At 41.0% G+C, this 22,650-nt stretch carries 14 protein-coding genes, 2 tRNA genes and 3 rRNA genes; 9 read left to right on the top strand and 10 right to left on the bottom strand.

The window, feature by feature from the left end:
• Positions 1–3: 3 nt before the first annotated feature.
• Both rsbW and sigB read left to right on the top strand, forming a co-directional pair.
• Positions 4–483, top strand: a complete 480-nt coding sequence (gene rsbW, locus B5P37_RS02345; RefSeq protein ID WP_085238401.1) for an anti-sigma B factor RsbW — start codon at positions 4–6, stop codon at positions 481–483.
• Positions 458–1,228 (top strand): RNA polymerase sigma factor SigB, encoded by a 771-nt coding sequence (gene sigB, locus B5P37_RS02340; RefSeq protein ID WP_085236706.1) that lies wholly within the window; start codon positions 458–460, stop codon positions 1,226–1,228. The genes rsbW and sigB overlap by 26 nt, the downstream gene beginning before the upstream one ends.
• Before the next feature lie 50 nt (positions 1,229–1,278).
• Here sigB and B5P37_RS02335 read toward each other — a convergent pair whose 3' ends face one another.
• A complete protein-coding gene (locus B5P37_RS02335; protein ID WP_085238400.1) occupies positions 1,279–2,598 on the bottom strand; it encodes an ISL3 family transposase in 1,320 nt (439 codons plus the stop codon).
• A gap of 335 nt (positions 2,599–2,933) precedes the next feature.
• On the opposite strand from B5P37_RS02335, the gene B5P37_RS02330 reads away from it, so the two are divergent.
• The 7 genes from B5P37_RS02330 to rrf all read left to right on the top strand — a co-directional run bounded on the left by B5P37_RS02330 (position 2,934) and on the right by rrf (position 11,515).
• Positions 2,934–5,084: a Tex family protein gene (locus B5P37_RS02330; protein ID WP_085238399.1), complete on the top strand. Its 2,151-nt coding sequence runs from the start codon at positions 2,934–2,936 to the stop codon at positions 5,082–5,084.
• Positions 5,077–5,535, top strand: a complete 459-nt coding sequence (locus tag B5P37_RS02325) for a SprT family protein (protein ID WP_085236704.1) — start codon at positions 5,077–5,079, stop codon at positions 5,533–5,535. Before B5P37_RS02330 ends, B5P37_RS02325 begins: the two co-directional genes overlap by 8 nt.
• Positions 5,536–6,289: 754 nt before the next feature.
• Positions 6,290–6,372, top strand: a tRNA-Leu gene (locus B5P37_RS02320).
• A 37-nt stretch (positions 6,373–6,409) separates the two neighbouring features.
• Positions 6,410–6,483 (top strand) — tRNA-Gly (locus tag B5P37_RS02315).
• A gap of 139 nt (positions 6,484–6,622) precedes the next feature.
• Positions 6,623–8,174: ribosomal RNA gene (locus tag B5P37_RS02310) — 16S ribosomal RNA — on the top strand.
• A gap of 227 nt (positions 8,175–8,401) precedes the next feature.
• Positions 8,402–11,321: ribosomal RNA gene (locus tag B5P37_RS02305) — 23S ribosomal RNA — on the top strand.
• Positions 11,322–11,400: 79 nt separating this feature from the next.
• Positions 11,401–11,515, top strand: a 5S ribosomal RNA gene (gene rrf / locus B5P37_RS02300).
• The 16S, 23S and 5S rRNA genes sit together here with 2 tRNA genes alongside, the layout of an rRNA operon.
• A 225-nt stretch (positions 11,516–11,740) precedes the next feature.
• Here rrf and ilvA read toward each other — a convergent pair.
• Genes ilvA through ilvD form a run of 9 tightly spaced genes read right to left on the bottom strand, consistent with a single transcriptional unit; the run spans position 11,741 to position 22,538 of the window.
• Positions 11,741–13,009 carry a threonine ammonia-lyase IlvA gene (gene ilvA, locus B5P37_RS02295; RefSeq protein WP_085236702.1) on the bottom strand — a complete coding sequence of 423 codons (1,269 nt, stop codon included), beginning with the start codon at positions 13,007–13,009 and terminating at the stop codon, positions 11,741–11,743.
• A 12-nt stretch (positions 13,010–13,021) separates the two neighbouring features.
• On the bottom strand, positions 13,022–13,594 hold the full coding sequence (leuD, locus tag B5P37_RS02290; RefSeq protein ID WP_085236700.1) for a 3-isopropylmalate dehydratase small subunit: 573 nt from the start codon (positions 13,592–13,594) through the stop codon (positions 13,022–13,024).
• A gap of 2 nt (positions 13,595–13,596) precedes the next feature.
• Entirely contained in the window at positions 13,597–14,967 is a 1,371-nt protein-coding gene (leuC, locus tag B5P37_RS02285; protein WP_085236698.1) for a 3-isopropylmalate dehydratase large subunit, read from the bottom strand.
• 3 nt (positions 14,968–14,970) lie between these two features.
• Positions 14,971–16,020 carry a 3-isopropylmalate dehydrogenase gene (leuB, locus tag B5P37_RS02280; protein ID WP_085236696.1) on the bottom strand — a complete coding sequence of 350 codons (1,050 nt, stop codon included), beginning with the start codon at positions 16,018–16,020 and terminating at the stop codon, positions 14,971–14,973.
• Positions 16,010–17,548 carry a 2-isopropylmalate synthase gene (locus B5P37_RS02275; RefSeq protein WP_085236694.1) on the bottom strand — a complete coding sequence of 513 codons (1,539 nt, stop codon included), beginning with the start codon at positions 17,546–17,548 and terminating at the stop codon, positions 16,010–16,012. The genes leuB and B5P37_RS02275 overlap by 11 nt, the downstream gene beginning before the upstream one ends.
• A 20-nt stretch (positions 17,549–17,568) precedes the next feature.
• Positions 17,569–18,573, bottom strand: a complete 1,005-nt coding sequence (gene ilvC / locus B5P37_RS02270; RefSeq protein WP_085236692.1) for a ketol-acid reductoisomerase — start codon at positions 18,571–18,573, stop codon at positions 17,569–17,571.
• A 33-nt stretch (positions 18,574–18,606) separates the two neighbouring features.
• On the bottom strand, positions 18,607–19,080 hold the full coding sequence (gene ilvN, locus B5P37_RS02265; protein ID WP_085236690.1) for an acetolactate synthase small subunit: 474 nt from the start codon (positions 19,078–19,080) through the stop codon (positions 18,607–18,609).
• On the bottom strand, positions 19,077–20,831 hold the full coding sequence (ilvB, locus tag B5P37_RS02260; protein ID WP_085236688.1) for a biosynthetic-type acetolactate synthase large subunit: 1,755 nt from the start codon (positions 20,829–20,831) through the stop codon (positions 19,077–19,079). Before ilvB ends, ilvN begins: the two co-directional genes overlap by 4 nt.
• A gap of 18 nt (positions 20,832–20,849) precedes the next feature.
• A complete protein-coding gene (gene ilvD / locus B5P37_RS02255; protein WP_085236685.1) occupies positions 20,850–22,538 on the bottom strand; it encodes a dihydroxy-acid dehydratase in 1,689 nt (562 codons plus the stop codon).
• Positions 22,539–22,650: the final 112 nt, after the last annotated feature.

Below are 22,650 nucleotides of genomic sequence, written 5' to 3'. Positions count from 1 at the left end.
ATTATGATGCAATCGAATGACTTCATTGAGATGCGCGTCCCAGCTTCAGCAGAATATGTGAGTTTAATTCGTTTAACGTTGTCGGGCGTTTTTACACGTGTAGGGGCACATTACGATGATATTGAAGATGCAAAGATTGCCGTAAGTGAAGCGGTCACAAATGCAGTAAAACATGCATATAAAGGAAAAAAAGAAAAAGGCTACATTCATGTTTGTTTTGAAGTTTCATCAAATCGTATTAAAATAGTGGTATCAGATCAAGGTGATAGTTTTAATTATCAGGAGACAAAACAAAATTTAGGACCTTATCAAGACAACGAGAATATTGATTTTTTAAGAGAGGGTGGCCTCGGTTTATTCTTAATAGAATCTTTAATGGATGAAGTGACGGTCGATAAAGAGGCGGGTGTTACAATAAGCATGATTAAGTATATCAAAAAAGAGCAGGTGCGAAATAATGACGAAAGAGTCGAAATCAGCTAGTGCTGTTTCACCTGAGCAAATCAACCAATGGATTCAAGCATATCAAGCAGATCAAAATAACGACGCACAAGAAAAACTTGTTAAACATTACGAGAAATTGATAGAATCCTTAGCTTATAAATACTCAAAAGGTCAATCACATCATGAAGATTTAGTACAGGTTGGTATGGTAGGACTGATTGGTGCAATTAATCGATTTGATATATCATTTGATAGGAAATTCGAAGCGTTTTTAGTCCCGACTGTTATAGGTGAAATCAAGCGATATTTACGGGATAAAACATGGAGTGTCCATGTGCCACGAAGAATTAAAGAAATAGGACCAAGAATTAAAAAAGTAAGTGATGCACTCACCAATGAATTAGAACGATCACCGACAATTAGTGAAATTGCGCAACGTTTGGAAGTGACAGACGAAGAAGTATTAGAAGCTATGGAGATGGGACAAAGTTATAACGCTTTAAGTGTAGATCACTCTATAGAAGCAGATAAAGACGGTTCGACTGTGACGCTTTTAGATATTATGGGTGAGCAGGATGATAATTATGAGTTAACAGAAAAGCGTATGATTTTAGAACGTATCCTTCCGATATTGAGTGATCGTGAACGAGAAATTATACAATGTACGTTTATCGATGGTTTGAGTCAAAAAGAAACAGGCGAACGAATTGGTTTAAGTCAAATGCATGTTTCAAGATTACAAAGAACAGCGATAAAAAAATTACAAGAAGCTGCGAAAAAATAAGTATAAAAGATTGGCTCTTTGTCAACGTCGGTTGGTGAAGAAATATCGTACTAAGTGGCAATTTTTTGTTGCTTAGTACGTTTTTTATATTCACTTACGTATAACCTTGAAATAATTAAAATCCTATTTCTAAAGTTATAAAAATTTCTATAACCATAAGAGACACGCTTAATAAGCTTTATTTTATTGTTAATACCTTCAATTGGACCATTGGTCAAATGAGGATTTTGAATCGTATTTGAAATATAAGGTATATATTTTATGAGTGTGTTAATAACACGTTTGAGTCCATTTGAAATATTTAAACTCTTCGAACGTTGTAATGCTTCCTCTAATTGTTCAATGTTATTTGATCTTAGGGTTTCTAGAATATGATGTCCTGCTTCATACGTTAATTGGAATTCTTCATCAAAAGTTAACAAGAATTGTACTAAACTATACTGACTATGCCATGTATTAAAAAGTCTGAACGAGTGATAATGGACTCTGTCTAATTCAATTGGAGATTTTAATAAAAGCTTCCAATACCGTTTTAATTTATTGTACTTGGGTTTTTCTTTAGTCTTAAAACTATTCATTGTTTTAACGCGACTGTGATTGATTTCACGGTTAACCGCTTGAACAATATGAAAACGGTCTAAGATAATATCTGCATTGGGAAATAATGATTGAATTAGCGACATGTATGGTGGATACATATCAATAGAAACACTTTTAACTCCTTCACGCTGCTTTCTTGAGAATCTTAAAAAGTATTCTTCCAACTTGAACTTACGTCGATCTGGCAAGATATCAATAATATCATGCGTGATACTATCACAGTATATAAAGCTCATAGAGCTGTCGACATCATTAGTTGACTTAAATTCATCAAAGGATAAATGTTGGGGCAATATATCACTAGGTTGTGTTTTTACTGCTTCCCCTAGGTCCTTCAAATATCTATGAACAGTTGAAGGTGAAACTAAAACACTATTCGCTATATCTTTTTCAGATATGACAGTGGCGAGCTTTCTCGTCACCATTAGTTTTACGTCATTAGAAATTGTACAACGCGGTTCTATATATGGTGTTTTAGCCGTAAAAGTTTGACCACAAGCTTTACAATAGAAGCGTTGCTTTTTTAAAACAAGATAACTAGGTCTTTCAAGAATAAGCCCCATATACACTCTTGTACTGCGAAAGCCATTTTTAATAACTGTGTGTTGCTCATTCTTGATACCACAACACTCACAACCTTTAGGTTGATAAGTTAAAACCCCTTTATAAAACAATGATTGAACGTTCTTGAAGGTTTGAATACCTAAACATTCAGTGATTTTTAAATTTGATACTTTTATTCCAATCATTTCTGATATATCATTATACATAGGCACGAATATCTCTCCTTAATTTGTTGGTTTTGTCACTTACAATTATAGAGATATTTGTGCTATTTTTGTATTTAAAACAAAAATAACGGCCAGTGAAAAACTCACCAACCGTTAAAAGTATAGAACCAAAAGATTGGGATGCTTCGGTCATCTCAGTCTTTTTTACGTGTCGACGTATTTTTGGAATTTTGTGTATAGGTCGCAATATTTCATGTAACAGAGCCGATAGATTTTAGACATATGAAAGGTGTCAGTGTATATTGAAAAGGAGACGTATCATGTGACAACTATGTTTATACGGTATTTAAAAGTATGAGAAAGCGGTGAAGATTTTGACAAACGATTTAGTGCAAGCAATACATAAGCAACATCATTATTCCGTTCAACATATTGAGGCGGTATTGAAATTATTGGAAGAGAAAAATACAGTCCCATTTATTGCACGTTATCGTAAAGAGGTAACCGGTGGATTAAATGAAGTAGAGATAAAACAAATTGCAGATGCTTATCACTATATGGAACAACTTCAAAAACGAAAAGATGAGGTGTTGCATCAGATTGACCAACAAGGGTTATTAACAGCTGAACTAAAAAAGGACATTTTGAGTCAAACTAAATTACAACGTGTGGAAGATTTATATCGCCCATACAAGCAGAAGAAAAAAACACGGGCAACCGAAGCAAAGCGAAAAGGGTTAGAACCATTAGCAGAATGGATTTATCAACAGCAACCCAATCAAAACCATGAAGATAAAGCAGCCACGTTTTTGAATGAATCAGTGGAGACAATATCAGATGCGATTCAAGGCGCACAAGACATTATTGCAGAAAAAATTGCCGATCATCCCCAGTACCGCCAGCTCGTATTAAAAATGGTGATGAAAGAAGGGCTGTTTGTCACTCAGAAAAAGAAAAATGCTGAAGATGAGAAAGCGGTTTTTGAAATGTATTATAATTATCAAGAGCCGATTCATCATATTGCGCATCATCGTATATTGGCGATGAATCGTGGTGAAAAAGAAAAAGTTTTACAAATAAAAATTGAGATGGATAAAACGGCATTAACACAGCCGATTAAAAAACAGGAATTACAAGGCCAACATGTACTTTCAAAAATAGTAGAACAAGCTATTGATGATGCGATGAAGCGACTTATTTTCCCTTCAATAGAAAGAGAAATACGAGCTGACTTAACAGAACGTGCCGAATCACAAGCCATCACTGTATTTAGCGAGAATTTAAAAAATTTACTTTTACAACCCCCATTAAAAGGGAAGCAAATTTTAAGTATTGATCCAGCGTTTAGAACTGGTTGTAAATTAGCAGTCATCAACCCGTACGGTACTTTTGTTGCCAAGTCAGTCATGTATCCTCATCCACCGATGAGCAAAGTAGCTGAGGCAGAACAATTGTTTTTGAAAATGGTGAAAACATATCAAATTAATCTTGTGGCCATTGGAAATGGAACAGCGAGTCGAGAAACAGAGCATTTTGTGGCACGCATGATTCAAACCCATCATCTGGACTTGCAATATTTGATTGTTAATGAAGCGGGTGCATCAGTCTATTCGGCATCAGACATTGCACGTTCTGAATTCCCAGATTTTCAAGTTGAAGAACGCAGTGCCGTATCTATTGGGCGACGTGTGCAAGATCCTCTAAGTGAATTGGTTAAAATTGAACCGAAGTCGATTGGGGTGGGACAATATCAACATGATGTGAATCAAAAAGCATTAAGCGATGCATTGAATTTTGTCGTTGAAACAGCGGTTAACCAAGTAGGAGTGGACGTCAATACTGCATCAAGCACATTGTTACAACATGTGGCAGGCTTAACACGTCAAATTGCAGATAATATTGTCAAGTATCGAGAAGCAAACGGTGTAATCCGTCATCATCGTCAATTAAGTGAAGTGAAACGACTAGGGGCGAAAACATTTGAACAAAGTATTGGTTTCCTACGTATTACTCAAGGAGAAGAGCCGCTTGATAATACGGCCATTCACCCTGAAAGTTATTCAGTCACGTACGAATTATTAAATCAACTGGGATTTGGCATTTCAGATATCGGGACTGCTCAACTTGCAACCACTTTATCCAAATTAGATTTAAAACAATACGCGGCAAAGCTCGCTGTAGGTATACCGACATTAGAGGATATTGTAAAGTCTTTAATTGCACCCAATCGTGATCCTCGCGATGATTATGAAACGCCACAATTGAAATCAGATGTCATTTCTATTGAGGACTTATCAGTAGGTATGAAATTGAATGGAACGGTCAGAAACGTTGTTGATTTTGGTGCGTTTATTGATATCGGCATTAAACAAGATGGGCTTGTACATATCTCTAAACTCGCCAAAAAATTTGTGAAACACCCAATGGATATTGTTAATGTGGGTGACATCGTGGAAGTATGGATTGAAAATATTGACGATGTGAAAGGAAAAGTCGCTTTAACAATGATAGATCCTCATGAATGATCAAATGTTACAGCAATTAACAGAAGAAATCGCCATAGCATCTTTTGGACAGCCGTTCAGACATCAAGCGTATTTTAATAAGCGTTTACGCACAACAGGTGGAAGATATTTGTTGCAATCACATGATATTGAAATCAATCCAAAGCAATTTGAACATTTTGGTGAGAAAGCGTTGATAGAGATTATTAAACACGAATTATGTCATTATTTTCTACATTTAAGCGGTAAAGGGTATCAACATAAAGATAGAGATTTTAAATTGTTATCCGAAAAAGTTCAAGCCCCTCGCTATTGTCAACCGATAGAAAAGTATGAGCAAAGAGCAAAATATGAATATGTTTGCCAATCCTGTGGCACATGTTATAGACGAATTAAACGCGTGAACGTCACACAAATGCGTTGCGGTCGATGTAGAGGGAAAATCGAACTGAAAAATCACAACGTAGACTGAAAATAATTTTGAATCAACAGATGATAAAATGGTATTACAACGATGAAAATCTGTATCAAAGGCGTCCAACTTTGCATTTGAGACGTCAAGTTAAGATGTGAATATAGGGATGAAGTATTCATCTTGTCCATGGAAAAGTTGAGATTTTGTCTCAGCTTTTTCTATGGGGGAGTGAAACACGGCACTTTACATTGGAACAAGAACATAATTAAAAGTGCGTTTAATTTGAGGAAGAAAGTTGCTTTAGACGGGTAAGTATTCGAGTTGAATATCGATTCACGTCATTTAGGTTGATCATGCAATCTTATGTCTGTACATATCAAAGCATCGGATAACTTCATCGAGGCGTATACAGACTTAGTGTTCTAAATCTATGAAAAAATGTCTTGAATGCAAAGAAACATGAGTGAATGGATTTGATTGAAAGACGTCATCATGATGTGAGCGTCAATGATAATTTGCGTCATTAATTTGTGCATTATAAAATGAGTCGTTTTGGAGTGTGCAAGAATGAATAAAAATATTGACAAGTTATATGAGACTAGATATAATAACAAAGTCGTCAAAACTTCGATTGCTTAGAAGTGATAAGATTTGACATTTAAAACGTTAGGGTGTATTCTAGAATACGTTCTGAAAATAAGAGTATTAAGTACTGGTTACAAACATTAAATTTATATTAAAAAAGTGTTGACAGTTTTAATCGCCTATAATATAATAAATATCGTTCTGAAAATACTTATGATTTATCCGAGCGGTCGTGGCGGAATGGCAGACGCGCTAGGTTGAGGGCCTAGTGGGAGAAATCCCGTGGAGGTTCAAATCCTCTCGGCCGCATCAACCATATATAATAAGAAAGAGAACGCTATCATACGCGGGTGTAGTTTAATGGCAAAACCTCAGCCTTCCAAGCTGATGTTGTGGGTTCGATTCCCATCACCCGCTCCATTAAATCCTGAAATAAATGTGAACATTGAAAACTGAATGACAATATGTCAACGTTAATTCCGATAATTTTGAGTACTTCAACAGTACTTTCGAGAGTGATTGACTTAAACAATCAATGAGCTATATCAAGCTTACTTCTTTTATGGAGAGTTTGATCCTGGCTCAGGATGAACGCTGGCGGCGTGCCTAATACATGCAAGTCGAGCGAACAGATGAGGAGCTTGCTCCTTTGACGTTAGCGGCGGACGGGTGAGTAACACGTGGGTAACCTACCTATAAGACTGGAATAACTCCGGGAAACCGGGGCTAATGCCGGATAATATGTTGAACCGCATGGTTCAACAGTGAAAGACGGTTCTGCTGTCACTTATAGATGGACCCGCGCCGTATTAGCTAGTTGGTGAGGTAACGGCTCACCAAGGCGACGATACGTAGCCGACCTGAGAGGGTGATCGGCCACACTGGAACTGAGACACGGTCCAGACTCCTACGGGAGGCAGCAGTAGGGAATCTTCCGCAATGGGCGAAAGCCTGACGGAGCAACGCCGCGTGAGTGATGAAGGTCTTCGGATCGTAAAGCTCTGTTGTTAGGGAAGAACACATGTGTAAGTCACTATGCACATCTTGACGGTACCTAACCAGAAAGCCACGGCTAACTACGTGCCAGCAGCCGCGGTAATACGTAGGTGGCAAGCGTTATCCGGAATTATTGGGCGTAAAGCGCGCGTAGGCGGTTTTTTAAGTCTGATGTGAAAGCCCACGGCTCAACCGTGGAGGGTCATTGGAAACTGGAAAACTTGAGTGCAGAAGAGGAAAGTGGAATTCCATGTGTAGCGGTGAAATGCGCAGAGATATGGAGGAACACCAGTGGCGAAGGCGGCTTTCTGGTCTGCAACTGACGCTGATGTGCGAAAGCGTGGGGATCAAACAGGATTAGATACCCTGGTAGTCCACGCCGTAAACGATGAGTGCTAAGTGTTAGGGGGTTTCCGCCCCTTAGTGCTGCAGCTAACGCATTAAGCACTCCGCCTGGGGAGTACGGTCGCAAGACTGAAACTCAAAGGAATTGACGGGGACCCGCACAAGCGGTGGAGCATGTGGTTTAATTCGAAGCAACGCGAAGAACCTTACCAAATCTTGACATCCTTTGACCGCTCTAGAGATAGAGTTTTCCTCTTCGGAGGACAAAGTGACAGGTGGTGCATGGTTGTCGTCAGCTCGTGTCGTGAGATGTTGGGTTAAGTCCCGCAACGAGCGCAACCCTTGAACTTAGTTGCCATCATTCAGTTGGGCACTCTAAGTTGACTGCCGGTGACAAACCGGAGGAAGGTGGGGATGACGTCAAATCATCATGCCCCTTATGATTTGGGCTACACACGTGCTACAATGGACAATACAAAGGGCAGCGAAACCGCGAGGTCAAGCAAATCCCATAAAGTTGTTCTCAGTTCGGATTGTAGTCTGCAACTCGACTACATGAAGCTGGAATCGCTAGTAATCGTAGATCAGCATGCTACGGTGAATACGTTCCCGGGTCTTGTACACACCGCCCGTCACACCACGAGAGTTTGTAACACCCGAAGCCGGTGGAGTAACCATTTTGGAGCTAGCCGTCGAAGGTGGGACAAATGATTGGGGTGAAGTCGTAACAAGGTAGCCGTATCGGAAGGTGCGGCTGGATCACCTCCTTTCTAAGGATAATTACGGAATATCACCAATAGGTGATAGCGGATTAACGTGACATATTGTATTCAGTTTTGAATGCTCATCCATTTGAGGATTCAGAATGATTTGTACATTGAAAACTAGATAAGTAAGTATTGATTTTACCAAGCAAAACCGAGTGACAAGCGTTTAAAAGCTTGAAACAAAAAATGAATCGCTAGTCGTTGAAAAACGACTCACATAATTAATAACAGATTAAGTTATTAAGGGCGCACGGTGGATGCCTTGGCACTAGAAGCCGATGAAGGACGTTACTAACGACGATATGCTTTGGGGAGCTGTAAGTAAGCGTTGATCCAGAGATTTCCGAATGGGGAAACCCAGCACGAGTTATGTCGTGTTATCTGCATGTGAATACATAGCATGCAAGAAGGCAGACCCGGAGAACTGAAACATCTTAGTACCCGGAGGAAGAGAAAGAAAAATCGATTCCCTGAGTAGCGGCGAGCGAAACGGGAAGAGCCCAAACCAACAAGCTTGCTTGTTGGGGTTGTAGGACACTCTATACGGAGTTACAAAAGAATTTGTTAGACGAATAACCTGGAAAGGTTAATCAGAGAAGGTAATAATCCTGTAGTCGAAAACAAATTCTCTCTTGAGTGGATCCTGAGTACGACGGAGCACGTGAAATTCCGTCGGAATCTGGGAGGACCATCTCCTAAGGCTAAATACTCTCTAGTGACCGATAGTGAACCAGTACCGTGAGGGAAAGGTGAAAAGTACCCCGGAAGGGGAGTGAAAGAGAACTTGAAACCGTGTGCTTACAAGTAGTCAGAGCCCGTTAATGGGTGATGGCGTGCCTTTTGTAGAATGAACCGGCGAGTTACGATCTGATGCAAGGTTAAGCAGAAAATGTGGAGCCGTAGCGAAAGCGAGTCTGAATAGGGCGAATGAGTATTTGGTCGTAGACCCGAAACCAGGTGATCTACCCTTGGTCAGGTTGAAGTTCAGGTAACACTGAATGGAGGACCGAACCGACTTACGTTGAAAAGTGAGCGGATGAACTGAGGGTAGCGGAGAAATTCCAATCGAACTTGGAGATAGCTGGTTCTCTCCGAAATAGCTTTAGGGCTAGCCTCAAGTGATGATTATTGGAGGTAGAGCACTGTTTGGACGAGGGGCCCCTCTCGGGTTACCGAATTCAGACAAACTCCGAATGCCAAATAATTTAACTTGGGAGTCAGAACGTGGGTGATAAGGTCCATGTTCGAAAGGGAAACAGCCCAGACCACCAGCTAAGGTCCCAAAATATATGTTAAGTGGAAAAGGATGTGGCGTTGCCCAGACAACTAGGATGTTGGCTTAGAAGCAGCCATCATTTAAAGAGTGCGTAATAGCTCACTAGTCGAGTGACACTGCGCCGAAAATGTACCGGGGCTAAACATATTACCGAAGCTGTGGATTGTCCTTTGGACAATGGTAGGAGAGCGTTCTAAGGGCGTCGAAGCATGATCGCAAGGACATGTGGAGCGCTTAGAAGTGAGAATGCCGGTGTGAGTAGCGAAAGACGGGTGAGAATCCCGTCCACCGATTGACTAAGGTTTCCAGAGGAAGGCTCGTCCGCTCTGGGTTAGTCGGGTCCTAAGCTGAGGCCGAAAGGCGTAGGCGATGGATAACAGGTTGATATTCCTGTACCACCATGATTCGCTTTAAGCGATGGGGGACGCAGTAGGATAGGCGAAGCGTGCTGTTGGAGTGCACGTCTAAGCAGTGAGATTGAGTGTTAGGCAAATCCGGCACTCTTAAGATTGAGCTGTGATGGGGAGAGGAACTTGTTCCTCGAGTCGTTGATTTCACACTGCCAAGAAAAGCCTCTAGCTAGAATCAGGGTGCCCGTACCGCAAACCGACACAGGTAGTCAAGATGAGAATTCTAAGGTGAGCGAGCGAACTCTCGTTAAGGAACTCGGCAAAATGACCCCGTAACTTCGGGAGAAGGGGTGCTCTTTGGGGTTCACGCTCTGAAGAGCCGCAGTGAATAGGCCCAAGCGACTGTTTATCAAAAACACAGGTCTCTGCTAAACCGTAAGGTGACGTATAGGGGCTGACGCCTGCCCGGTGCTGGAAGGTTAAGAGGAGTGGTTAGCATCTGCGAAGCTACGAATCGAAGCCCCAGTAAACGGCGGCCGTAACTATAACGGTCCTAAGGTAGCGAAATTCCTTGTCGGGTAAGTTCCGACCCGCACGAAAGGCGTAACGATTTGGGCACTGTCTCAACGAGAGACTCGGTGAAATCATAGTACCGGTGAAGATGCCGGTTACCCGCGACAGGACGGAAAGACCCCGTGGAGCTTTACTGTAGCCTGATATTGAAATTCGGTACAGTTTGTACAGGATAGGTAGGAGCCTGAGAGACGTGAGCGCTAGCTTACGTGGAGGCGTTGGTGGGATACTACCCTCATTGTATTGGATTTCTAACCCGCAGCACTTATCGTGCTGGGAGACAGTGTCAGGCGGGCAGTTTGACTGGGGCGGTCGCCTCCTAAAGAGTAACGGAGGCGCTCAAAGGTTCCCTCAGAATGGTTGGAAATCATTCATAGAGTGTAAAGGCATAAGGGAGCTTGACTGCGAGACCTACAAGTCGAGCAGGGTCGAAAGACGGACTTAGTGATCCGGTGGTTCCGCATGGAAGGGCCATCGCTCAACGGATAAAAGCTACCCCGGGGATAACAGGCTTATCTCCCCCAAGAGTTCACATCGACGGGGAGGTTTGGCACCTCGATGTCGGCTCATCGCATCCTGGGGCTGTAGTCGGTCCCAAGGGTTGGGCTGTTCGCCCATTAAAGCGGTACGCGAGCTGGGTTCAGAACGTCGTGAGACAGTTCGGTCCCTATCCGTCGTGGGCGTAGGAAATTTGAGAGGCGCTGTCCTTAGTACGAGAGGACCGGGATGGACATACCTCTGGTGTACCAGTTGTCGTGCCAACGGCATCGCTGGGTAGCTATGTATGGACGGGATAAGTGCTGAAAGCATCTAAGCATGAAGCCCCCTCGAGATGAGATTTCCCAACTTCGGTTATAAGATCCCTCAAAGATGATGAGGTGAATAGGTTCGATGTGGAAGCGTAGCGATACGTGGAGCTGACGAATACTAATCGATCGAAGACTTAATCAAAATGATGTTCATTAGGTTTTATTGATAAATACGATACTTACTATCTAGTTTTGAATGTATACACATTCAATATGATGAATCTGGTGCCAATGGCAAAGAGGTCACACCTGTTCCCATGCCGAACACAGAAGTTAAGCTCTTTAGCGCCGATGGTAGTCGGACTTACGTTCCGCGAGAGTAGGACGGTGCCAGGTTATCGAAAGCTCCAAAGTAATGGTTCAGGTTTACTATTACTTTGGAGCTTTTTTTTGATACAAAGCGATCCATAAAATTACATTTCCAGTGGGTACGCCATACTTTGCTACAAAGGGTAAAAAAGTGCTGTGAAGCAATGAATGTCGATTCATTGCTTCACAGCACTTTTAATCATAATATTGAAGTGTTCAATATGGGACATTGTATCCAAGTCCATGTTTCTTTTATATCAACAAGGAATACAGCATTTTATTCTCGTTAATATAGATGTTTTTGGGATCAAACTGATTGACATGTTTAATCAATTGCTTTAAATCGTTTCTATTCTGTAATTGAATGCCGATAATGACTGTACCTGTATTTTGAGAACTCTTTTTTAAATACTCAAATTTCGTGATGTCATCATGTGGACCGAGAACTTCATTTACAAATTGACGTAATGCCCCTGGACGTTGTGGAAAGTTTAGAATAAAATAATGTTTCATTTCTTCATAAAGCAGCGACCGTTCTTCTATTTCTTTCATCCGGTTGATGTCATTATTGCCGCCTGATACAATACAAACAACATTTTTCCCTTTAATTTGATCTTGATATTGCTCTAATGCACTGACACTCAATGCGCCAGCTGGCTCGGCAACAATGGCTTGTTTTGAATACATATCTAAAATGGTTGAACAAACGGCACCTTCATCCACCTGTATATAGTCGTGAAGCATACGCTGACATATGTTGTAAGTCAGTTCACCGACACGTGCAACAGACGCACCGTCGACAAATTTATCAATGTTTTCTAACGTCACAATATGACCGGCTTTAACGGATTGATACATACTGCTAGCGCCCAAAGGTTCTACACCAATCAGTTGAGTGGAAGGGGAGTGCGCTGCGAAATATGTTGCAACACCAGACATGAGACCTCCGCCTCCGATAGCGCCAAATACATAATCAAAAGCGACCTGTTCTGCGTTTGCACTTTCGATAATTTCCTTTGCAAGGGTACCTTGTCCTGCAATGGTATGGACGTTATCAAATGGATCAATAAAAGTCATATTTTGAGCTTCGGTAAATTGAAGTGCAGCTTTGAGGCAGTCATCAAAAGTGTCGCCTTGTAATTGAATATCAACATTATCTCCACCAAAAAACTGAACTTGATTAATTTTTTGTTTAGGCGTCGTCACTGGCATAAAAATAACGGCATGTAAATTGAGATGTTTCGCTGTGAATGCGACACCTTGCGCATGGTTTCCAGCGCTTGCACATGTAATGCCTTTGTTTCTTTTTTCTTCGGATAATACAGCGATGGCATTATAAGCGCCACGTAATTTAAACGAACGCACCCATTGTAAATCTTCTCGTTTTAAATACACGTTACAATCGTATTTCAACGATAAATAATGATCCTTTTCTAATGGTGTTTCTTTTACGAGATGATGGAGACGTAAAAAGGCGTCCTCCACATCTTGCACTTGAACTGGTGTCGTTAAATCAGACATACGTTCCACTCCTTAAATATGTTTAAGTTCATACGCTTTGATTTTCGCTTCATATTTCAATGTAATGGCAATATCATCTAACCCATGAACAAATTTATCTTTCCATGTTTTATCTATTTCAAAGTCATACGTTTTCTCAGGCGTTTGAACCGTTTGTTGTGGTAAATCAATCGTGATTTCATCATAGCGTGCAATTGCTTCACATACTTGACGGTCAAGTTGAATCGGCAACAGTGCATTTTTAGTACAATTCATATAAAAAATATCACTAAAACTTTCAGCAATGATCACTTGAAAACCAAAATCTTTTAATGCCCATGCCGCATGTTCACGACTTGAACCACAACCGAAATTATCTCCTGTAATCAAGATGGATGCCCCTTGATATTGAGGTTGGTTTAACACAAAGTCGGGATTGTCCGAACCATCTTCTAAATAACGCCATTCATCAAATAAAAATGGACCATAACCCGTTTTTGAAATTCGCTTTAAGTGAACTTTTGGAATAATTTGATCCGTATCGATGTTGTCATGAAATAGGGATACCGTCTTTCCCGTATATTGTGTAATAGGTTGGATTTTCATTGTCATTCAACCTCCTTTCTGACATCAATGAAGCGTCCGTGAATTGCGGCAGCCGCTGCCATTGCTGGAGATACGAGGTGGGTTCTTGCGCCTTTCCCTTGGCGACCTTCAAAGTTACGGTTACTTGTTGACGCACAGTGGACACCTGATGGGACTTGGTCAGGATTCATTCCAAGGCACATGCTACATCCCGGTTCACGCCATTCGAAACCTGCCTCTTTAAATATGACATCTAAACCTAATAATTCGGCTTCTTTTTTCACCTGTCGTGAGCCTGGAACGACAATAGCAGTAATCGCTTCATGAACTTGTTGGCCTTTTACAATTTGACTGGCTTCGATTAAATCTGATAGACGCGCATTTGTACAAGAACCTAAAAACACATAACCTAACGGAATATCGGATGCACGTTGTCCAGGTTTTAAATCCATATAACGATACGCACGTTCATCATTTTTATTTTGAATTTCTGGAAATGGTGTATTAAAGCTTACGCCCATCTCAGGACTCGTTCCCCAAGTCACTTGTGGTTCTAAAGTTGTGACATCGAGATGAATCACTTTATCAAAATGTGCATCTGGATCGCTGTATAGTTCACGCCATTGCGCTATTTTCTGTGTGATATCTTGCGCATATGGACGACCTTGAAGGTAACGAAAAGTCGTTTCATCAGGGCGAATTAATCCATATTTGGCACCAGCTTCAATCGCCATATTACAAATCGTCATTCGACCTTCCATTGATAATTGTGCAATCGTTTCGCCTGTGAATTCCAAAGCATAGCCAGTCCCAAAGTCTACTCCATATTGATTGATTAAATAGAGTATAATGTCCTTCGCATAGACCCCTTTAGAAAGCTGTCCGGTCACTTCAATTTTTAAATTTTTTGGTTTTGTTTGCCATAACGTTTGTGTTGCGAAAACATGTTCAACTTCACTTGTCCCAATTCCAAATGCAATGGCTCCGAATGCCCCATGCGTTGCAGTATGAGAATCACCACAGACAATTGTTTTTCCTGGTTGTGTTAACCCCATTTCAGGACCGACCATATGAACGATACCTTGTTCATCTGAGCCCATATCGAAGAGGGTGACATTGAAGTCTTTACAATTTTGTTGTAATGCTTGAATTTGTTTGTTGGCGATGTCGTCTTTAATGTTAAAAATATCAATCGTCGGTACATTATGATCCAACGTTGCAAAAGTGAGGTCAGGTCGTCTCAATGTTCGGTTTTGCATTCGTAATCCTTCAAAAGCTTGAGGTGAAGTGACTTCATGAATGAGATGCAAATCTATATATAATAGCTGAGGCTCACCTTGCTGTCCAGTAAGGGTATGTTGGTTCCATATTTTATCGAATAATGTTTGTCCCATCCGTTATGCCTCCTTAATTAAAGCTTTGAAATGATTAAAAATGTCAAGTGTACGATAATGCCCACCTAAATCTGCTGTTGTGATACCTTTTGCGATTAACGCATCCACTGTTCTTTCAATCACTTGTGCCATCTCTTCTTGATTTGCGGATTCCCGCAGACACATCGCAAGTGATAAAAGCATGCCAAATGGATTCGCCTTATTTTGACCAGCAATATCAGGTGCAGAACCGTGAATGGGCTCATAAAGTTTAGGGCCTTGATCACTAAAACTCGCAGAAGGGGATAGACCGAGCGAACCTGGTAACATGGAAGCTTCATCACTTAAAATGTCGCCGAATAAATTTTCAGTAATAATAACATCAAAATCGGTTGGCCGTTTGATTAAGTGCATACTACATGCGTCAACGAGCAGATGCTCGACTTCTACATCAGGATAATTTTGAGCGACTTCATTAACTGTACGACGCCACAATTGACTACTCGCTAATACGTTTTCTTTGTCGACGGAAGTCACCTTTTTTCGACGTGACTGTGCCAATTTAAATCCGACATGGGCGAGACGCGCAATTTCTTCCTTTGTGTAAGTGAGAGAATCAAGTGCGTCTGTTTCATGACAAAAACGAGGTTCTCCGAAATAAATTCCGCTTGTCAGTTCACGAACAATGACCAAATCTGTATGCTGGACAATCTCCGGCTTCAACGGTGATAAATGTGCCATATCCGCTGTTACACGTGTAGGGCGAATATTCGCGTATAAATTCAGTGATTTCCGTAATTTAAGTAAGCCTTGTTCCGGTCGACATTGTGGATCTTGCCATTGAGGTCCACCAATTGCGCCAAGTAAAATGGCATCTGCGTTTTGACACGCTTTTAATGTTGTATCGGGGAGGGGCTGACCGTAGTGGTCAATTGCACAGCCCCCGATGTCATAACTTTCAACACGATAATCGAACTGAAACTTTTGAGCGAGTTCAGTTAAACAACTTAATGTTCCGGATAATATTTCAGGACCGATACCATCGCCGGGTAAAGCAACAATTTTAAAGCTCATCAGATTCACCGCCTTTACTTTCTTGTTGAACGGCTTTGCCCACCGCTTCCACATAGGCTTTACAAGAAGCATAGAGAATATCATGATCAAATCCGATACCGACATAGGTACGTTGGTTGATTTGCACTTGAACGTGAACTTCTGCTTGTGCGTCAGACCCTTCAGTCACGGCGTCAATGCGATAGTCTAACAGCTCAGTGTCGACTTGGAAAATGCGATCTACTGCGTTATAAATAGCGACGATTGAGCCAGTGCCAATGGAGGAATCTTGGTAGCGATGGCCTGCTTTATCTTTAATGACGACTACCGCACTTTGCAAACCATTCGACACAAATTGAAGTTGTAACGTTTCGAGTTGATAACTCACATGTTTATCGTGTTCCGTACCTTGAATAAGCGCATGAATATCGCGGTCAGTCACTTGCTTCTTCTTATCAGCGATGGCTTTAAATGCTTTGAACAGTACTTTTTGTTCTTCTAAATCAATGTCATAACCCAATTGCTTTAGTTTATCTTGGAAGGCATGTTTTCCAGACAATTTTCCAAGTGGGAGTTCAGTTTTCTTCACACCTACGAGTTGAGGGGTCATGATTTCATAGGTTTCAGGATTTTTCAAAAAGCCATCTTGATGGATGCCAGATTCATGGCTGAAGGCATTTTTCCCTACAATTGCTTTATTGCGCGGCACTCTTAAACCAGCATAACGTGCAATCATATCAGATGTTTGTTTCGTGAGTTCGAGTTGAATTTTAGTTTGAAGCGGATAATGATCTTGGCGAACGTACAAACCGAGTGCGACCTCTTCTAATGCAGTATTGCCTGCACGTTCTCCAATACCATTAACAGTTCCTTCAATGCGAGTGGCACCATTTTCAATCGCAGCCATACTGTTTGCAACTGCTAACCCTAGATCATCATGACAATGTGCACTAAATGTAATCGGAACGTCTGAGTGAATTTCAGTTGTTAAAGTTCTAAAAATGTTGCCATATTCTGATGGATACGTATAGCCCACTGTATCCGGTATATTGATGATCGAAGCGCCGGCATCCACCGCAGCCTGCACACTTTTAATTAAGAAAGGGAGGGGGGTTCTCGTCGCATCTTCAGGTGAAAATTGCACGTTTTGAAACCGTGATTTTGCATAGCGCACGTGTGTTGTAATGGATTCTAGTACTTCCTCTTCTGTCATTTTTAATTTTGACTTTAAATGAATGGGACTTGTCGCAATAAAGACATGAATGGAAGGGGAAACCGCTTCTTTTGTAGCCTCATATACGGCATCAATATCAGACTTTAAACAACGTGCCAAACCTGTGACTGTCGTATGCTTTAACGTCCGTGCAATTGCTTGAACAGAGTCGAAACTACCTTGACTTGAAGCAGGGAATCCTGCTTCAATCACGTCAACGCCCCATTTTTCTAATTGTTTTGCAATTTTTAAGCGTTCTTCAAAAGAAAAGCTAACGCCAGGTGTTTGTTCGCCGTCTCTTAACGTAGTATCAAAAATTTGAATATGACTAGACATTTCATTCACTCCTTAGAAAATTACTTTTGAATGCTTTTTGATTTAATAAATGGCATCATATCACGCAAAGATTTCCCAACTTCTGTGATTTGATGACCTTGTTGTGCTTCACGCATTTCTTTAAATGATTTGAATCCTGCTTCATTGTCTTTAATAAATCGATTGCTGAATGTCCCATCTTGAATATCTTTTAATACGGCTTTCATATTGTTTTTTGTTTCGTCTGTAATTACACGTGGTCCTGAGACATAGTCACCAAATTCAGCTGTATTAGAAATAGAATAACGCATGTTTTCAAGTCCACCTTCATACATAAGGTCTACGATTAACTTCATCTCATGTAAGACTTCAAAATAAGCAATTTCAGGTTGATAGCCTGCTTCTACTAACACCTCAAAGCCACTTTGAATCAGACGAGTGACACCCCCACAAAGGACTGCTTGTTCACCGAATAAATCCGTTTCAGTTTCTTCTTTAAATGAAGTTTCTAATACGCCGGCACGTGTTGCTCCAATCCCTTTTGCATAACTGAGTGCGAGTTGATGTGCGTCACCCGTCGCATCTTGGTATACAGCAAATAAAGCAGGGACAGCTGACCCTTCTACAAACGTCCGTCTAACGAGGTGTCCTGGCCCTTTAGGTGCCACTAAAAATACATCAACATCAGCTGGAGGTTGAATCACATTGAAATGAATGTTGAACCCATGTGCGAATGCGAGTGCATTGCCTGCATCGAGATGTGGTGCAATTTCGTTTTGATAAACCGTACCTTGAATTTCATCAGGTAAGAGAACCATGATGACGTCGGCTTGTTTAACCGCTTCATCCACTGGGAACACATCAAATCCATCTTTTTCAGCTTGATTAAATGAGTTGCCCGGACGGATTCCGATAATCACATCATAGCCGTTGTCTTTTAGGTTTTGTGCGTGTGCATGTCCTTGAGAGCCATAGCCTACGACAGCGACTTTTTTTCCTTCTAATGCATCTTTTTCTACAGATTGGTCATAATAAACTTTTGTCATTTTAAAATTCCTCCAAATTGTTTTTTTGATTATTCAAATAATTGCGGCTGAACCAGTGCGTGAAACTTCTTCGATTTGAAATGATGATAGATCTTCTAAAAGATGATTTAAAGTATATTGTGGACCTGTCGCTTGTAAGTACAAGTATTGCCCATTTTCTTTTAGTACTGAAACCAGCGCATCATAAGGTTGGATTATTTTTTGAAAATCCTCCTGAACAATCGGCTTTTTTAACTTTATGAGTAACAGCTCGCGATTAAAGGTATTGATATTCGTTATATCTTCAACACTTAATGTGTTCACTTGTTTAATCAGTTGTTGCGTAATCGTACGCTTTTTTTCATTGTCTGGCACTTCAGCAACGAAAGTGATTTCAGTAATGCCTTCTTCTAATGTAGGTGAAGCATTTAAACTAATGATATTGATTTGGCGTCTCACAAATAAACTGGTTAAACGATTGAGTGTTCCGGCTTTGTCGAAAACGCGTAACTTGAATGTCCGTCTCATAATAGTCCCTCCATCTCATGATTCGCTTTACCACTAGGTACCATCGGCAATACGGCTTCTACAGGAGATATTCGAATTTCGATGAGGGCAGGACCTTGATGTAGAAAAGCCGCATCGATTTGTGACTCTAACTTTTTAGGATGATCTACTAAAAACCCTTTAACCCCATAAGCTTCACTCATTTTCATAAAATCAGGTTGATCATTAAATACGGAATGTGAGAATCGCTGATTGAAAAACTTGTCTTGCCATTGTTTCACCATGCCTAATGTGCCATTATTGATAAGGACAATTTTGATATTTAAATTGAATTCATTCAGTAATGCCATTTCTTGGTTCGTCATTTGAAAACCACCATCACCTACAAATGCAACGACGGTTGCTTTAGGGTGTGCAAATTGAGCACCGATTGCAGCGGGAATTCCAAATCCCATCGTCCCTAGACCACCACTCGTAATCAACTGACCGTATTTTTCGAAAGGATAAAATTGTGCCACCCACATTTGATGTTGTCCTACATCAGTGGCAATGTATGCTTTTCCATTTGTAATCTCACCGATATATTCAATGGCACGTTGTGGTTTACAAAAAGTTTGTGTGTCATCCTCTACATATTTGAAAGGGTGCTTTTCTTGATAAGCTTTCACAGTTTCGAGCCATTCTAGATGCTTCACTTTAGGTGGATCATATTTTAACAATGCTGTAAGGACATTCTTAACATCGGCGACGATGCCGAGGTCTGTTTTAATAATTTTGTCAATTTCAGATGGGTCAATATCGACATGAACAATGGTTGCATTTGGGGCAAATTCATCAGGATGACTTGCCAGACGATCGTCAAAACGTGAGCCGAAGTTGATTAATAAATCGCATTCAGTTAAAGCCATGTTACTTGCATAAGATCCATGCATTCCTCCCATACCTAAAAATAGGGGATGTCGATATGGAATTGCCCCGAGCCCATGTAACGTTGTGACGACAGGGATTTGATTTTGTTCTACCCATTTGAGCAATAAATCATTAGATTGTGAAAAATGAATCCCTGCGCCTGCTAAAATGACAGGACGTTTTGAAACTTGTAAATAATGATTAAGCTTTTGAACTTCATCAACATCAGGATGTGTATTGATGAAGTAGCCAGGTGTATTGACTGTATTATCTTTCGTTGTATCAGTGGCTAAGACGCCCATATCTTTAGGGAAGTCAATCACGACAGGGCCTTTACGTCCAGAATTAGCGACATGAAACGCTTCTTTTACAATACGTGGAATCTCCTTAATATCATTAATTTGATAATTATGTTTAGTAATGGGTGTGGTCATCGATAAAATGTCAGCCTCTTGAAACGCATCTTTACCGATACCCGGAGTGGCAACTTGACCCGTGATGACAACGAGAGGTAATGAATCGCTATAAGCATCCGCAATGCCTGTTATTGCATTTGTTGCACCTGGACCACTAGTGACAACGACAACACCTGTTTTACCACTGGCACGTGCATAACCTTCTGCAGCATGGGTTGCACCTTGTTCGTGTCGACAAAGAATGTGTTTGATTTGCCCGTTGTAGAATGTGTCATAAAGGGGCAATACTGCGCCACCTGGATAACCGAAAATATAGGTGACATCTTCTTCCAAAAACGCTTCGACTAACAATTCAGCACCTGATTTTAAAAGTTGTGGATCAGGCTGAAGTGATGCGTCAAGCAGTGTCTCTTGTTTCGAGACATCAGTGTGGTTTGTATGCGTCATTTTTAATCCCTCCATTAATTAAAGTAAATCTTCGGGTACTTGCATAACGCCTCCAGTATTTGCACTTGTTACAAGTGCCGTATAGCGTGCTAAATAACCGGATTTCACCTTAGCTTTAAAAGCTTTTTGATGTGCTTGTCGTTCAGAAAGTTCGCTCTCAGAGACATGAAGTGTTAACTCTCGATGGATTAAGTCAATTGTTATGCGGTCACCATCTTCAATTAGGCGAATTGGTCCACCTGCCGCAGCTTCAGGGGAAATGTGCCCCACTGCAATGCCTCTTGTTGCGCCAGAGAATCGTCCATCAGTAATCAATGCAACATCTTTTCCAAGTCCACGTCCGACAATTGAAGAAGTAGGGGCTAACATTTCTGGCATCCCCGGTCCACCTTTTGGTCCTTCATAGCGAATAACAACAACATGTCCCGCGCGTACGGTGTGATTATCAATGGCTGCAACAGCTTCATCATGACTATCAAAACAAATGGCTTTTCCTGTAAATTGTTTGATTTCTGGGTCGACGCCTCCGACTTTGATGACAGCGCCATCAGGTGCGATGTTTCCGTATAGAATAGAGAGACCGCCTTGGTGATCGTATGGATTTTGAAGGCGACGAATCACAGTATCGTTTGTAATTTCTTTACCTTGGTTATTTTCACGAAGGGTTTTTCCAGTTACAGTGATACGATCTGGGTGGAGCACGCCATCTTTTTTCATCAGTTCATTAATAATCGCAGGTACACCGCCAGCTTGATGCACATCCTCCATTGAATAAGAAGAGCTTGGTGCGATTTTTGACAAATATGGTGTTTTTTTAGCAATCTCATTAATACGCGTCAAATCGTAATCAATGCCCGCTTCATTTGCAATGGCTAAAGTATGTAGAACCGTATTCGTTGAGCCACCCATAGCCATATCCAGTGCAAAAGCGTCATCGATTGCTTCTTTTGTAATAATGTCACGCGGTTTTAAATCATTTTTGACATTTTCAACTAACTGTTTTGCTGCAGCGCGAATCATTTCACGACGTTGATCACTGACCGCCAGTGCTGTCCCATTGTATGGAAGTGCTAATCCTAAAACTTCCATTAAACAGTTCATGGAATTAGCAGTAAACATGCCTGAACAAGAGCCACATGTCGGACAAGCATTTTGTTCCATTTCAAGAAATGCTTCTTTTGTGATGGCCCCTTCTTTAAAAGCGCCGACTGCTTCAAACATTGAAGAGAGGGTGAGTGCTTTACCTTGAGAGGATAAACCGGCTTTCATTGGACCACCAGAGCAAAAGATGGCGGGGACATTTGTTCTTACTGCCGCTAACATCATACCGGGTGTAATTTTGTCACAGTTAGGAATGTAAAAGACGCCATCAAACCAGTGCGCATTAATGACTGTCTCAGCCGCATCGGCAATAATCTCACGGCTTGGTAACGAATAACGCATGCCAATGTGTCCCATCGCAATGCCATCATCAACGCCAATCGTATTAAATTCAAAAGGAATTGCACCCGCTTCTCGAATCGCTTCTTTCGCTATATCGCCTAATTCCCGAAGGTGTACATGTCCAGGGACAATATCAATATAGGAATTACAAATGGCTATAAAAGGTTTATTCATATCGGTAGGTGATTGAATTTGTCCGGTTGCATGGAGTAAACTTCTTGCCGGTGCTTGTTGATCTCCTTTTTTAATCATGTCACTTCTCATCTCAAATGCCTCCTCAATTTCAGAAAATAAAAAAGATACGCCCCAAATTGAATTCGGGACGTATCTTTTAAGTCCCATTCAATCAGAAATAGGACTTAAGCTTTTAGTCATG

Origin of the sequence: Staphylococcus lutrae (assembly GCF_002101335.1) — a bacterium.
In the GTDB taxonomy this organism is placed as follows: domain Bacteria; phylum Bacillota; class Bacilli; order Staphylococcales; family Staphylococcaceae; genus Staphylococcus; species Staphylococcus lutrae.
Note: the sequence above shows the minus strand (reverse complement) of the source record. Positions and strands in the feature narration are given on the sequence as shown.

What these genes read in the sequence shown, in the direction of transcription:
- rsbW (WP_085238401.1), top strand. Translation starts at nt 4, where the DNA reads ATGATGCAATCGAATGACTTCATTGAGATGCGCGTCCCAGCTTCAGCA.
- sigB (WP_085236706.1), top strand. Translation starts at nt 458, where the DNA reads ATGACGAAAGAGTCGAAATCAGCTAGTGCTGTTTCACCTGAGCAAATC.
- B5P37_RS02335 (WP_085238400.1), bottom strand. Translation starts at nt 2,598, where the DNA reads ATGTATAATGATATATCAGAAATGATTGGAATAAAAGTATCAAATTTA.
- B5P37_RS02325 (WP_085236704.1), top strand. Translation starts at nt 5,077, where the DNA reads ATGAATGATCAAATGTTACAGCAATTAACAGAAGAAATCGCCATAGCA.
- ilvA (WP_085236702.1), bottom strand. Translation starts at nt 13,009, where the DNA reads ATGTCTGATTTAACGACACCAGTTCAAGTGCAAGATGTGGAGGACGCC.
- leuD (WP_085236700.1), bottom strand. Translation starts at nt 13,594, where the DNA reads ATGAAAATCCAACCTATTACACAATATACGGGAAAGACGGTATCCCTA.
- leuC (WP_085236698.1), bottom strand. Translation starts at nt 14,967, where the DNA reads ATGGGACAAACATTATTCGATAAAATATGGAACCAACATACCCTTACT.
- leuB (WP_085236696.1), bottom strand. Translation starts at nt 16,020, where the DNA reads ATGAGCTTTAAAATTGTTGCTTTACCCGGCGATGGTATCGGTCCTGAA.
- B5P37_RS02275 (WP_085236694.1), bottom strand. Translation starts at nt 17,548, where the DNA reads ATGTCTAGTCATATTCAAATTTTTGATACTACGTTAAGAGACGGCGAA.
- ilvC (WP_085236692.1), bottom strand. Translation starts at nt 18,573, where the DNA reads ATGACAAAAGTTTATTATGACCAATCTGTAGAAAAAGATGCATTAGAA.
- ilvN (WP_085236690.1), bottom strand. Translation starts at nt 19,080, where the DNA reads ATGAGACGGACATTCAAGTTACGCGTTTTCGACAAAGCCGGAACACTC.
- ilvB (WP_085236688.1), bottom strand. Translation starts at nt 20,831, where the DNA reads ATGACGCATACAAACCACACTGATGTCTCGAAACAAGAGACACTGCTT.
- ilvD (WP_085236685.1), bottom strand. Translation starts at nt 22,538, where the DNA reads ATGAGAAGTGACATGATTAAAAAAGGAGATCAACAAGCACCGGCAAGA.